This is a genomic window from Campylobacter sp. JMF_04 NA10 (assembly GCF_027737655.1).
In the GTDB taxonomy this organism is placed as follows: domain Bacteria; phylum Campylobacterota; class Campylobacteria; order Campylobacterales; family Campylobacteraceae; genus Campylobacter_B.
This window is the reverse complement of sequence record NZ_JAOVTZ010000002.1, coordinates 323,626-336,390: the sequence shown is the minus strand read 5'-3', so window position 1 is coordinate 336,390 and position 12,765 is coordinate 323,626. Positions and strand designations below refer to the sequence as shown.

Sequence of the window (12,765 nt, the reverse complement as noted above, 5' to 3'; positions counted from 1 at the left end):
ATTTAGTTTTTCAATGCTTTTTAAGTAAAATTTTTGTAAAATCCACACCTTAAATTTTTTAAAAAAGGAAGAATATGAAAAGAACATATCAACCACACAACACCCCTAGAAAGCGCACACACGGCTTTCGTGTAAGAATGAAAACAAAAAATGGACGCAAAGTTATCAACGCAAGACGCGCCAAAGGTAGAGCAAGATTGGCTGCGTAGGTAGTTTCGCTCCGATAAGCGAAAATCAGGTTTTTTCAGAAGTTTATAAAAGTGCTGCGAAATGGCACTGTGATTGCGCTGTCGTGTATTTTATGGACGGCGAGCGCAGGTTTAGTGCGATAGCTAGTAAAAAGATTGGAAATGCGGTTAAGCGAAATCGCACCAAACGCCTGCTAAGAGCGGCGTTTTATAATCAGCAAAATTTATTAAAAGATGGCACTTTTATCATTATCGCAAAAAAACAGATTGAAAACATGAGTTTTAAAGAGATAGAGCGAAGTTTGCGTTGGGCTTTTAAAAAGATAGGTTCGATAAAATGAGAAATTTTTGTGTTTTTTTGATTAAATTTTACAGAGCCTTTATTTCACCTCTTTTACCTGCGAGTTGTCGCTACTATCCCACATGCTCTACTTACGCGCTCTATCAGTTTAAATTTAACCACCCCTTACACGCATTTTTTGCTACATTAATTAGAATTTTAAAGTGCAACCCTTTTTTCAAGGGCGGAATAGATCACCCTATCATCAAGCATAATTTTAAATTTAATTTTTTTTGGGCATGCAAAAACAGTGCTTTGGGCGTAAAACCAAAAATTTGGTTTATACCATATTCAAAAAATCAGTATTATATAATATTTAGGAGATAATCGTGTTAGATCAAATATCCCAACAAAAACGCCTAGGACTAGCTATTTTGCTAGCTTTTTTGTTTTTTGTGGCATACGACCATTTTTATATGTCAAAAGTCAGAGCTGCTATGGAGGCGAACAAAACAGCCACTGTCGCACAAAGTGCGCAAAGCGTGGCAAAACAAGCCCCAACTAGCGCAAGTGCTAGCATAACTCCAAGCGCAAGCGCAGGTGCGAGCGCGCAAAATCAGTTAGTCAAAATCGTCGGCAAAGAGGCGAATTTTACGATTGATAATTTTGGTCGCATTAGCTCATACACACTAAATGATAAAAAATTTACAAAAGATGGCGAACCGATAAATTTAATCAGCAAAGATGGCGATTCAAAACCGCTTGAAATCAGATTCGAAGACGCTAGCTTAAACGAATTAGCATTTTCTACTCCATATACTGCTTCCGCTGATAGATTAGATATCACAAACAGCACAGCTAGCGTGGTTTTGACGCAAAATTTAGGCGATTTTGTGGTTAGCAAAAATTTGAAATTTAACCCAAATGGAAGTTACGAAATCGATATCAAATTTAACCGCCCGACTTCGTATTTTATCACACCTGGCTCTCGCCCTGATGTCGAGGTAGATGGATACACAATCCACGGAATCACAGTTGGCAAAAGCGACGATACAGTCGAGATTTTTGAAGACGGCGATGTGAGCGAAAACGAACGCGTCGAAAACGCTGTATTTGTGGCTAGCTCAGATAGATACTACACAAGCCTATTTTTTGGCGAAAATTTAAACACCACGATTACTAGCGCAAACGATATTTCGCAAGCCTTCATTAGAGCAAACGGCGATTTTAAGAGCATTGGCTATATCGGACCGAAGGATTATGTAACCCTAAAAGAGGTAGATCCAAAGCTAACTAATGTCATTGAGTATGGCTGGTTCACCTTCATCGCAAGGCCTATGTTTAAATTTTTGCGCTGGATTTACAGCCATGTAGGCAACTGGGGCTGGGCGATTGTGATACTTACGCTAATTATCCGCGCAGCACTCTTTCCGCTTAGCTACAAGGGTATGTTATCGATGAATAAGCTAAAAGATTTAGCCCCAAAAATGAAAGAGTTGCAAGAAAAATACAAAGGTGATCCTCAAAAATTGCAAATGCACATGATGGAGCTATATCGCAAAAATGGCGCGAACCCAATGGGCGGATGTTTGCCGATACTACTTCAAATTCCGGTATTTTTCGCGATTTATCGCGTGCTTTTAAACGCAATCGAGCTAAAAGGTGCCGAGTGGGCTATGTGGATCCACGATCTATCGCTAAAAGATCCATATTATATCTTGCCGATTTTGATGACAGCGCTTATGTTTTTACAGCAAAAAATCACGCCTACTTCATTTACAGACCCAATGCAAGAGAAGGTAATGAAATTCTTGCCACTAATGTTTGGTGTATTTTTCCTAATGTTCCCAGCTGGCTTGACGCTGTATTGGACTGTGAATAATATGTGTTCGATAGTGCAACAATATGTCATAAACAAAATCTTTGCTCGCCAAAAGCAAGCCCAAATTTCGGAGAAAAAACATGAAAATTGAAGCGATAAATTTAACGCAAGCTTACCAAAAAGCAGCAGATGAGTTTGGGTGTTCGATTACTGAGCTAAATATTAGGGTAATTCAACAGCCAAGTAGCGGATTTTTGGGCTTTTTTAAGAAAAATGCCATTATCGAGGTTGTCAAAAAGGGTGAGAAATTTCCACAAAGCGAAAATTTAAGCCAAAAACCAAATGACGAGAAAAAACCGCAAAATTCGCAAAAAACTAGAAGTGCAAATTCGCACAAAGTCCGCAAAGAAAAGCCAAAAGCTGCCATAAATGATGAAATTTGCAAAGATATTGAGCAAAAAATCACAAATTTAATCGCACAAAGCGGATTTAATCTTAGTGTTTGCGAGGTTAAAATTCACGATGAAAACAGCGTCTATATCAAAATCGACGGCGATGATAGCGCGCTACTAATTGGCAAGGAAGGCCACAGATACAAGGCGTTTTCGTATATGATTTATAACTGGATTAGTATGAAATACAACCTCTCTGTCGTTTTCGAAGTGGCTGAATTTTTGCAAAACCAAAGCAAACATATCGACTCGTATGTGGGCGCATTAAAAGCGAACGCAAACGGCTCAAAAATCGTAACCAAGCCATTTGACGGGGCATTTGTCAAAATCGCTAGCGACAAGATTAAAGAAAGCTTCCCGGATCGCACGATCGGTATCAAATCCACTCGTAACGGCAAAATCATCATAATCGACGAAAAAAATTAATGAATCAAACAATCGCTGCTATCGCCACCGCTCACGGAGTCGGTGGAATATCAATCGTGCGCATAAGTGGGGCAGGCGCCCTGCAAATCGCGCGCGAAATTTCGCATAAAAATGACTTCGCACCGCGCCACGCCACACTAGCGAATTTATACGGCGCAGACGGGGTGAAATTTGGCGAGGCGATTTTTATATATTTCAAAGCTCCGCATAGCTTCACTGGCGAAGATGTCGTGGAGATCCAAACACACGGCGGACTTATTAGCTCGTCTATGGCGCTTGATAGCGTGGTTGCGCTAGGAGCGCGTATCGCTGAGCCTGGGGAGTTTAGCAAAAGGGCGTTTTTAAACGGCAAAATGGATTTAAGCAAGGCTGAGGCGATTAGCGATTTGATACTTTCTCGCTCAGAAAGTGCGGCTAAAATTTTATCTCGTAACCTGCACGGCGAGCTTGAAGGCTTTGTAAATGACCTGCGCGCTAAGCTTGTCAAAACACTCGCATTTGCCGAAGTTTGCATTGATTATGCTGAGGAGGATTTACCGCACGATGTGCTTGAAAATTCGCTAAAAATGCTAAATGAAAACATAGAAAATTTAGAAAAAATCACCCAGATTAGCAAGAGCAGAAAAGGGCTAATCGAGGGCTTTAAGGTCGCGATCGTAGGCAAACCAAATGTGGGCAAAAGCAGTATTTTAAACGCGCTTTTAAACTACGAGCGCGCAATCGTCAGCGATGAGGCTGGCACGACTAGGGATAGAATCGAAGAGAGCCTTAAAATCGGCACTCACCTAATCCGTATCATTGATACAGCAGGCATTAGGCATGGCGAGAGCAAGACCGAAAATATCGGCATTTCATACTCAATCAAGGCGATTGATGAGGCAGATATTATCCTGGCTGTGTTTGATAGCTCTGCGAAATTTGAGAACGAAGATGAAAAAATCGTCCAAATTTTGGAGCAAAAAAGCGATAAAAAAATATTTTATATCTTAAACAAATCTGATTTAGCGCAAAATTTTGCATATAATTTTGCGCAAAAACCACTTAAAATTTCAGCCAAAAAGGGCGTCGATGAGATTTTAAAAGAGCTTGAAATTTACCTAAATTCGCAGAATTTCGACGGACTTATGCTAAGTAATACTCGCCAAATCAATGCTTGCCAAAACGCACTAAACGCCCTAAAAAGTGCGCGCGAAAAGCTAAACGAGGCCGAGCTTGAAATTTTTGCTTATGAAATGAATCGCGCCATAGAGCAGATTTCATCGATTTCTAGGCCCTTTGAGAGGGACGAAATTTTAGATGAAATGTTTGGGAATTTTTGCTTAGGAAAGTGATTTTATATCTTATTTAGCCAAAATTTACTATAATCACCCCTTTTAATAAGGGTGAAAATGAGAGAAAAATTTGAATATTTCCTAGTCGTAATTTTAATAAAATTAGCCAAAATTCTACCGACAAATTTCTTATATTTTTTCTTTGATTTCTTGGCGAAATTTGCCTTTTTTGCGCTAAAATCACGCGCAAAAATCGCTATAAAAAACCTCAGCCTTGCCTATCCACAAAAATCAGCTGGTGAGATTAAAACCCTAGCGCGCGAAAATTTCCGCTCTATTGCCAAAACCCTGACCCAAACCCTGCTTTTCTACCACGAAAGGCTCGATTTTAGCGCACTTATTGCAAACAAAGACGAGGCGCTAGAAAAGGTAAAAGCGCTAAAAGGCGATAGCAAAAACGGCATTTTGTTTTTCACGGCGCATTTTGGAAACTGGGAAGTTTTAGCCCATTTTTACGGTGCGAACGGCTTTCCTGTGGCGGTTGTGGGGCGCAGGGGAAATAACGAACTCATCGAAGATCGCCTAGTTACGCCATTTCGCAAAAAATACGGCAACGAGCTAATCTACAAAGATGACGCCATGCGCGGGCTTGTCGAGCGTCTAAGGGCGGGCAAAAATGTAGGAATCCTGCCAGATCAAAAGCCGGGCGGAAAAAACAGCCTAAAAACCACATTTTTTGGGCGCGAGTGTTACACCACAAAGACGATTGCGTCGCTGTATTTGAAATTTAACCCAGTCCTAATCCCCGTTTTCGCGCGTCGCATGAGTGATGGTCGCTACGAAATCGTCATCAAAGATTTCACCCCGCCAAGCGAAAATTTAGAAAAATCACAGGCCGAGCAGTTCATAACCCAGCAGTGCAACGATATCTTCGAAGAGGTCGTGCGAAGCGCGCCCGAGCAGTGGTTTTGGATGCATAATCGCTGGAAAGTTGATTGATGAGAGCGCTTATCTTTACCGACGGGCGCAAGGGGCATGAGAGCCAAAGCGTGGCGTTTTGTGAGTTAAAAGGCTTAGAATTTGAGCTTTGCAAAGTTAGCTACAAAAGTAAAATTTTAAAAATTCTCTCATATTTTTTGGATTTTTTGGGGCTGAAATTTAAAATTTTCGAGTGCGAAAACAAAAATTTTGCGAATTTTGACATTTTCGTAGGAGCTGGGTCTGTGACATACTATCCCTTAAAATACTGCGCCGCGAAATTTGGCAAAAAAAGCGTCGCGCTAATGTATCCAAAAGGCTATAAAAAGGACTTTTCGCTCATTTTCGCAAACGCTCACGACACCATGCAAACTGCGCCAAATGTGGTGATTTTGCCGACGAATTTAAACCTTAGCAAAGTGGCGAATTTTTACGCTCCCAAAAAACCTGCCATTGCATTTGTCATCGGTGGGCCAAACGCTTCGTTTGATATGAATAGCGAAATTTGCGAGATTGTGGAGAAAATCAAGGCGAAATTTCCCCGCCACGAATACGCTCTGACTACTAGCCCACGCACCCCGCGCGATATCGAAGCGCAGTTTGAGCGCGCGAATTTCGATTTTAGCGTGATTTATAGCAAAAATCAGATTAATCCAATCGGCGATTTTTTGGAGGGTTGCGAGTGGATTTTTATCACGCAAGATTCTGTTTCGATGATAAGCGAGGCTGTGTGCAATGGTCGCGCAAATGTCGCTGTTTTGGCACTTCCACGCAAAAATTCGCACAATAAATTTGACGATTTTATCGCAAATTTAGCGCAAAATGAGTGTTTGCGAATTTACGCTAAAAACGGCGAGTTAAAACCGACAAAAAAGATAAATTTAAGCCAAATTTTACAAGGAATTAGCCTATGAGAGTGGTGCAAATACTGCCAGAACTTAACGAAGGCGGCGTCGAGCGCGGTGTGGTCGAGCTCACAAGGGAGTTTGCGAAATTTGGTGTGGAAAATATCGTCATTAGCAATGGTGGAAAACTAGTAAGCGAGCTAGAAAAAAACGGCGTGCGCCACATAAAATTCGATGTTTGCTCTAAAAATATATTCACAGCATTTTCCCGCGCTAGTGCGCTAAAAGAAATTTTGCGCGAAATCGCCCCAGATATCGTGCATGTGCGCTCTCGCGTGCCTGCGTGGCTAGTGAAATTCGCCAAAAGGGGGCTAAATTTTGGGCTAGTTAGCACCGTGCATGGGCTAAATTCTGTGAATTTTTACAGCAAAATCATGGTAAAAGCCGATAAAATCATCTGTGTCAGCAACGCTACGAAGGATTATGTAGTGCGAAATTTCGGCGCAGATGTCAGCAAAATCAGGGTGATTCCGCGCGGAATTGATTTGGAAAAATTTAATCCTAGCAATTTAGACGCCGAATTTATGGCGAAATTTCGCGCCGAATTTGGGCTAAAAAAGGGCGATTTCATCGTCGCAAGTGTCGGCCGCATAACGCAACTCAAAGATTATGAAACGCTCATAAAAGCGGGGCAAATTTTAAAGCAAAGCTTTGGAGAGGGGCTAAAAATTTTAATTGTGGGCGGTGTGCGAGACGATAAAAAAGAGTATTTTTTGGGGCTACAAAATTTAGCGCGTGAGTTAAATTTGGCGCAAAGCGTGATTTTTACAGGTTCGCAAAGCAAAATCCCTGAGATTTACGCGCTAAGCAATGTCGTCGTGAGTGCGTCGAAAAAGCCTGAGAGTTTCGGGCGAAGCGTGGCTGAGGCGATCGCGCTAAATGCGCCTGTGGTGGCTTCTAATCACGGCGGCGTGCTAGACATAATCAAATCTGGCGAAAATGGCGAGTTTTTCGCCGTGGGCGATGAGAGGGGGTTAGCTGCGATGATAGAGCGCGCGAAGGATTATAAATTTGACGGATATGGCTATATAGCGGAGAATTTCAGCCTAGCGCAAATGGTGGAGAAAACTATGAGTGTGTATAAGGAGATGGTGTGAGTAAAATTTTGGATTTTATCAGATTAAATCCTTGGCAAAGTGCGCTAAAATTCGGGCTTATAATTTGGCTTTGTTCGATTGCATTTGAAAATAGCGTGTATCAAATTTCGACGTTTTATATAATAGTTTTGGCGATTTTGCATGTTCTAATTTACAAAAATTTCAGCGTTTTAATCGCAAATTTAAAAGAAGTCAAGCTTTTTTCGTTTTTTGTCTTTTTAATCATTGTTTCTATGGTTATCGCAAATCTCCTAAACCCTGAGCTTTTGACAAAAAAATCGTGGCGAAATATCATTATTTTTGTCACTAGATATGGTTTTGTTTTTATCGCATTGGCTTATTTTTATAAGTTGAAATTTTTCTCCAAAAAAGAGATTATTTTATATTTATTGCTTGGAACATCGTTTTTATTGGTATCGGCGATTTATCAAGCGATAAATAATCCAGACTTAATCCTAAGCAAAAAGGTAAATAATATCAAAAAAACAGGTCTAACTGGGCTTTTGGATAATCGCAACAGACTAGGGCTTATGATGGGCATAGGGGCTGTGTTTAGCCTGATTTTTACAAAATACAAGCCAAAGCTTGGCATAGTTTTGTTTTTATTGCATATTAGCGTTTTGGTTTTTACATATTCGCGTTCGTCGTGGGTCGGCGTGAGCGCGGCTATGCTTTTATGGGTGGCTTTAAATTTGAGAAAAAATATAAAATTTATACTTTTAGTTTTGATTTTATTTAGCCTTATTGTTTTGGGGATTTATTTTTATTTTGACGCCGTTGCGATTAGATTTAATCATCTTTTAACTGGGCACACTAGTTACAGAGATATTATCTGGGAATATACTATTGCTCAAATCCAAAACAATCCTATTTTTGGGCATGGTGTGCAAACTTGGATTAGCCTAGAAAAACCAAAAAAACTTACGCAATTTGTCATGGTGCATAATGCTGAGCTTGAAATTTTGCTTTTTACTGGAATTTGTGGTCTTCTAGCATGGCTTGGGGTGCTGTTTTGCGCTATCAAAGAGATATTTAGAAGTAAAAATTTTATCTATTTTTGCGCTTTGGCATATTTTTGCATTGTAATTCAATTTGATTTTAGTCTGTTTGATACAAAAAGGCTGATGAGTTATCTAAGCTTATTTGCGTTTTTGATTTTTGCTGATAAATTTACACAAAAGGCCGGTGTGTGAAAATAGCCTATTTTTCGTGCTCTACAATCTATGGTGGCGTAGAAAAAATCGTTTGCGATAGCCTAAATGAGCTATGCCAAAATTACGAAGTGCTTTTAATCGTGCCAAATGGGTGTTTGTATAAAGATAAAATTTCGCCAAAAGTTAGAATTTACGAGTATAAAAACTATGATAAAAGGTGGAATTTACTTTTATATTTCGAGATTTTAAAAGTATTGAAAAAATTTGGCGCCCAGATTTTACACACTCACGGCGCAAAAGCTTCACAAATGGGTTTTTTGCTAAATAAATTTATGGATTTTACGCAGGTTGCGACTAAACACAATGTGCGAAAGGGCAAAATTTTTAATAAAATTTCAAATGTCATTTCTGTATCAAAGAGCGTAGCCCAAACCATAAATCACAAAAGTGAAGTTATATATTTTGGTATTAAACAAAGGCAAATTTCACGAAATTTAGGCGATAAATTTAGCATTATTGCGGTTGGAAGACTAGATTTTATCAAAGGTTTTGATGAGTTGATAAAATCTGTTAGTAAGCTTGATTTTGACTTTGTTTTGCAAATTGTCGGCGAGGGAAAAGAGAGAAAAAATTTGCAAAATTTAATAAATTCTCTAAATTTGCAAAGCAAAGTGGTGCTCCTCGGATTTAAAGACGATGTCGCACAAAGGCTAGCAAATTCGCACCTACAAATTATATCATCTCGTAGCGAGGGGCTTTCGATTAGCTTAATTGAAGGGATTTTTTATGCTAATGTTTTACTTGGCACCAAAGTGGGTGGAATTAGTGAAATTTTAGATGAGGAATTTTTTATCGATTATGAAAATATGAGCGCAAAAATTAGTAAAATTTACAAAAATTACGATATGTATTTGCAAAAATTTAGCGAAAAACATAAAGAGATAAAAAATAGTCTGAAATTTGAAAATTATATATCCACTCTAAAAAATTATTACGAAAACTGCCTAAAATAGGCAATTTATACGCTAAATCCCAAGTTAAAATCACTCAATGCTCTTGTTTGCTCTAAAAGCTCATTTTGGCTCATGTTTTTTGGGTGCTTTTCGCTTTTGTGTGAGGTTTGTAGCGCTTCTTGCATTTTTTGCATATATTCATCGTATGTGCAAATCGGCCTTGCTGGATTTCCGCCGACAACCGAATTTGGGGCTACATTTTTTGTGATTACGCTTCCGGCTGCGATTATGACCTTATCGCCGATTTTTGTGCGTGGTAAAATAATGCTTCCATAACCGATAAAAACATCGCTTCCTATCTCGACTTTGCCGATTTTAGAGTAGCCAAGGGCCTTTTTTGTGCTTGCATCATGGGCTAAAATTGTAGCGTTTGTAATGGTTACATTATCGCCGATACTGATGAGATGACCGAACGCCTCATCGATGCAAGAGTTGATAATATGGACATTACTGCCCATTTTTATATTTTTGTATGTGGGTTTGCCTTTTAGCTTTTTTATCAAATTTTTAAACATAAATTTTCCTTAAATTTTTTGCCCATTATATAGAAAAAATAATTAAATTTAACGAAGTATAAAGCGGTAATATGAGATAATCGCAGGATTTAAAATTTAGGAAATGGTTTGAAAATCTTACACGCTCTTAATTGGATAAAATTTGCAGGAACAGAAAACGCTTGTGTCCAGCTATGCAACGAATTAGTTAAAGAACACGAAATTTATCTAATGAGCGACAAAAATATTTTAAAATACATAGACAAAAATGTAAAATTAATAGAGATAAATTTTAAAAAAAACAGATACAACCCCATTTTTTTGCATAAAATTGCTAAAATTTTAGATGAAATTAGCCCAGATATCATACACGCTCACAACGCAAAAGTGATAGAGATTATCTATAATGCTAGATTTTTTATGAAAAAGAAAATTCCGCTGATTGCCACAAAACACACTTTGGAATTCAAAAAAAATTATAAATTAGCCGATTTGTGCGTGGCTGTGTTAGATGAAACAAAAAAGATTTTGCCGCCAAATTCTATAATTATCGAAAATGGAATTTTATACAAAAAGCCAGAAAAGATTAAAAAACTAGATAAATTTCACATCATCAGCTCTGGCAGATTAAGCGCCATTAAGCAAATGGATGTGGTCATTAAAGCGCTTAGTTTGGTAAAATTTGACTTTGTGTGCGAGATATTCGGTCAGGGTGAGAAGCAAGGTGAGCTAGAAAGGCTAATTAGTGAGCTAAAACTTGATAAAAATGTCTTTTTGCGTGGTTTTGTGGATAATATAAATGATCATTTAGCAAGCTGCGATTTGCAAATCATCGCTTCGAAATTCGAAGCTTACGGACTTGTGGCGATTGACGGGGTTTATTATTCGCCACTTATGATTTCGACGAATACTGGCATTTGTGAGCAAATTTTGCCTAGTGAGTTAAAATTTAGCGCCACGCCAGAAAATTTAGCTCACAAACTAGATGAAATCCACGCAAACTACGATAAATTCGTGCAAATTTTCGCCCCTATCAAAGCCAAAAAGGACGAATTTAGCGTAGCAAAAATGGCGCAAAATTACATAAATGCGTATGAAAATTTGATAAAGGATTTTAAAAAATGATATATTTTTTCGCAATTTTAGCTGTGGCGTTTATAGCGTTTTCGTGCAGGTATAACTGGTGGCGGATCCCGCAGGGCTGGGACAAGGCGCGCGTGCTGATGTATCATAGCATAAGCGAGCATAAGGGCGATAAATTTGATAAATGGCGCGTTCGCCCAGCTGATTTTGAGGCCCAAATCGCATGGCTAGCCAAAAACGGCTTTACTACTTTCACGCTTAGCGAGCTAGCAAATTTAGCCCAAATCCCGCCAAAATCGGTCTGTATTACCTTCGATGACGGATTTATGGATAACTACACAAACGCCTTTGAAATTTTGAAAAAATATAATTTCAAAGCCACGATTTTTGTGGTGGCTACCGCTACGCAAAACGACTGGGAGCGCGGAAATACCGAGCATTTAAGCCAAATTTTAACTAGCGATGAGATAAATTTAATGCACCGCTCAAATTTAATCGAGTTTGGCTCTCACACGCTAAGCCACGCGAATTTAGATCGTTTGTGGGCGAGCGAGCCCGAAAAAGCGCGAGATGAAATCGAAAAATCCAAAAAAGAGTTAGAAAAAATCACTGGGCGCGAGTGCAGAGTTTTCGCCTATCCTTACGGCAAATTTAATGATGAAATTTTATCGCTTACGCGAAATTCAGGATACTGCGCCGCGGTCGTGGTAAAGCGCGGACTTTACGAAGCGGGCGATGATAAATTTGCCATTAAGCGAATTGGCGTTTTGGGGACGGAGAGTTTTTTTGATTTTTGGCTGAAATTTACGCGCATAAGGAATAAACTATGATAAATGCAAGTGTCTATGCAATCGTGCAAAACGAAGAAAAACATATCGAACGAATGCTAAAAAGTGTCGCGGATTTCGCTGAAATCATCATCGTCGATAGCGGCAGCACCGATAAAACGCTAGAAATTGCGCAAAAATACGGCGCGAAAATCCACCACCACGATTGGCAAGGCGAGGGTGTGCAAAAAAACTATGCTTTTTCACTCTGCTCACACGAGTGGGTGCTAAACCTTGACGGCGACGAGGAAGTAAGCAAAGAGCTAAAAGCTGAAATTTGTGAGTTTATGGCGCAGAGCGAATTCGACGGGCTTGATATTAAATTTCATGAATTTTATATGGGCGGGATCGTCGATGATAGAGTGCGCAAAAACACCCACATTAGATTTTTTCGCAAAAGTGCTGGCGAATACCGAAATTTGGGCGTGCATGCGCAAGTTAGCATAAATGGCAAGGCGCGAAAATCTCGTGGCGTGATTTATCATTTCAGCGATAAACCAATCAAAGAGCTAGTGAGCAAAAACAACAACTATTCGAGCCTGCGCGCACAGCAAAAATTTGAAAAAGGCAAAAAACCGAGCCTAGCCAAACTGCTTTTTATCTTTCCGCTTGTCTTTTTCAAATCGTATTTTTTAAGGCGAAGTTTTTTTGACGGCAAAAAAGGCTTCATAATCGCCGTTATAAACGCATTTTACGCATTTATGAAAGAGGCAAAATTGTATGAAATTTGGCTTAACAAAAAAGGAAATTAAGCAAAATTTAGCTATTATAAAAA

General features: G+C 39.2%; 14 protein-coding genes and 1 pseudogene. 14 read left to right on the top strand and 1 reads right to left on the bottom strand.

Annotated features, from left to right (window positions below; translation table 11 throughout):
* Positions 1 to 74 precede the first annotated feature (74 nt).
* Genes rpmH through OFO12_RS04535 form a run of 11 tightly spaced genes read left to right on the top strand, consistent with a single transcriptional unit; the run spans position 75 to position 9,586 of the window.
* On the top strand, positions 75 to 209 hold the full coding sequence (gene rpmH, locus OFO12_RS04585) for a 50S ribosomal protein L34 (RefSeq protein WP_270859069.1): 135 nt from the start codon (positions 75 to 77) through the stop codon (positions 207 to 209).
* Positions 197 to 529, top strand: a complete 333-nt coding sequence (gene rnpA, locus OFO12_RS04580; protein WP_333720327.1) for a ribonuclease P protein component — start codon at positions 197 to 199, stop codon at positions 527 to 529. Before rpmH ends, rnpA begins: the two co-directional genes overlap by 13 nt.
* Entirely contained in the window at positions 526 to 855 is a 330-nt protein-coding gene (yidD, locus tag OFO12_RS04575) for a membrane protein insertion efficiency factor YidD (protein ID WP_270859068.1), read from the top strand. Before rnpA ends, yidD begins: the two co-directional genes overlap by 4 nt.
* A 2-nt stretch (positions 856 to 857) precedes the next feature.
* Entirely contained in the window at positions 858 to 2,441 is a 1,584-nt protein-coding gene (gene yidC / locus OFO12_RS04570; RefSeq protein ID WP_442867981.1) for a membrane protein insertase YidC, read from the top strand.
* Positions 2,431 to 3,168 carry a Jag N-terminal domain-containing protein gene (locus OFO12_RS04565; protein ID WP_270866149.1) on the top strand — a complete coding sequence of 246 codons (738 nt, stop codon included), beginning with the start codon at positions 2,431 to 2,433 and terminating at the stop codon, positions 3,166 to 3,168. Before yidC ends, OFO12_RS04565 begins: the two co-directional genes overlap by 11 nt.
* Positions 3,168 to 4,499 (top strand): tRNA uridine-5-carboxymethylaminomethyl(34) synthesis GTPase MnmE, encoded by a 1,332-nt coding sequence (gene mnmE, locus OFO12_RS04560; RefSeq protein ID WP_270869643.1) that lies wholly within the window; start codon positions 3,168 to 3,170, stop codon positions 4,497 to 4,499. Before OFO12_RS04565 ends, mnmE begins: the two co-directional genes overlap by 1 nt.
* A gap of 57 nt (positions 4,500 to 4,556) precedes the next feature.
* Entirely contained in the window at positions 4,557 to 5,438 is an 882-nt protein-coding gene (locus OFO12_RS04555) for a lysophospholipid acyltransferase family protein (RefSeq protein WP_270869642.1), read from the top strand.
* Positions 5,438 to 6,331 carry an ELM1/GtrOC1 family putative glycosyltransferase gene (locus OFO12_RS04550; RefSeq protein ID WP_270869641.1) on the top strand — a complete coding sequence of 298 codons (894 nt, stop codon included), beginning with the start codon at positions 5,438 to 5,440 and terminating at the stop codon, positions 6,329 to 6,331. Before OFO12_RS04555 ends, OFO12_RS04550 begins: the two co-directional genes overlap by 1 nt.
* Entirely contained in the window at positions 6,328 to 7,419 is a 1,092-nt protein-coding gene (locus tag OFO12_RS04545; protein ID WP_270869640.1) for a glycosyltransferase family 4 protein, read from the top strand. The genes OFO12_RS04550 and OFO12_RS04545 overlap by 4 nt, the downstream gene beginning before the upstream one ends.
* A complete protein-coding gene (locus OFO12_RS04540) occupies positions 7,416 to 8,612 on the top strand; it encodes an O-antigen ligase family protein (RefSeq protein ID WP_270869639.1) in 1,197 nt (398 codons plus the stop codon). Before OFO12_RS04545 ends, OFO12_RS04540 begins: the two co-directional genes overlap by 4 nt.
* Positions 8,609 to 9,586 carry a glycosyltransferase gene (locus tag OFO12_RS04535; RefSeq protein ID WP_270869638.1) on the top strand — a complete coding sequence of 326 codons (978 nt, stop codon included), beginning with the start codon at positions 8,609 to 8,611 and terminating at the stop codon, positions 9,584 to 9,586. The genes OFO12_RS04540 and OFO12_RS04535 overlap by 4 nt, the downstream gene beginning before the upstream one ends.
* Positions 9,587 to 9,738: 152 nt before the next feature.
* Here the strand turns inward: OFO12_RS04535 and OFO12_RS08070 are convergent.
* Positions 9,739 to 9,897, bottom strand: a pseudogene (locus OFO12_RS08070) (DapH/DapD/GlmU-related protein); the annotation flags it as partial.
* Between the two features lie 312 nt (positions 9,898 to 10,209).
* On the opposite strand from OFO12_RS08070, the gene OFO12_RS04525 reads away from it, so the two are divergent.
* The 3 genes from OFO12_RS04525 to OFO12_RS04515 are packed head-to-tail and all read left to right on the top strand — an operon-like array spanning position 10,210 to position 12,742.
* Complete coding sequence (locus OFO12_RS04525) at positions 10,210 to 11,205, top strand: glycosyltransferase (RefSeq protein ID WP_270869636.1); 996 nt, start codon at positions 10,210 to 10,212, stop codon at positions 11,203 to 11,205.
* Entirely contained in the window at positions 11,202 to 11,993 is a 792-nt protein-coding gene (locus tag OFO12_RS04520) for a polysaccharide deacetylase family protein (RefSeq protein WP_270869635.1), read from the top strand. Before OFO12_RS04525 ends, OFO12_RS04520 begins: the two co-directional genes overlap by 4 nt.
* The gene (locus OFO12_RS04515; protein WP_270869634.1) at positions 11,990 to 12,742 is read left to right on the top strand and encodes a glycosyltransferase family 2 protein; all 753 of its coding nucleotides are present in this window, start codon (positions 11,990 to 11,992) and stop codon (positions 12,740 to 12,742) included. Before OFO12_RS04520 ends, OFO12_RS04515 begins: the two co-directional genes overlap by 4 nt.
* The last annotated feature ends 23 nt before the right edge of the window (positions 12,743 to 12,765 follow it).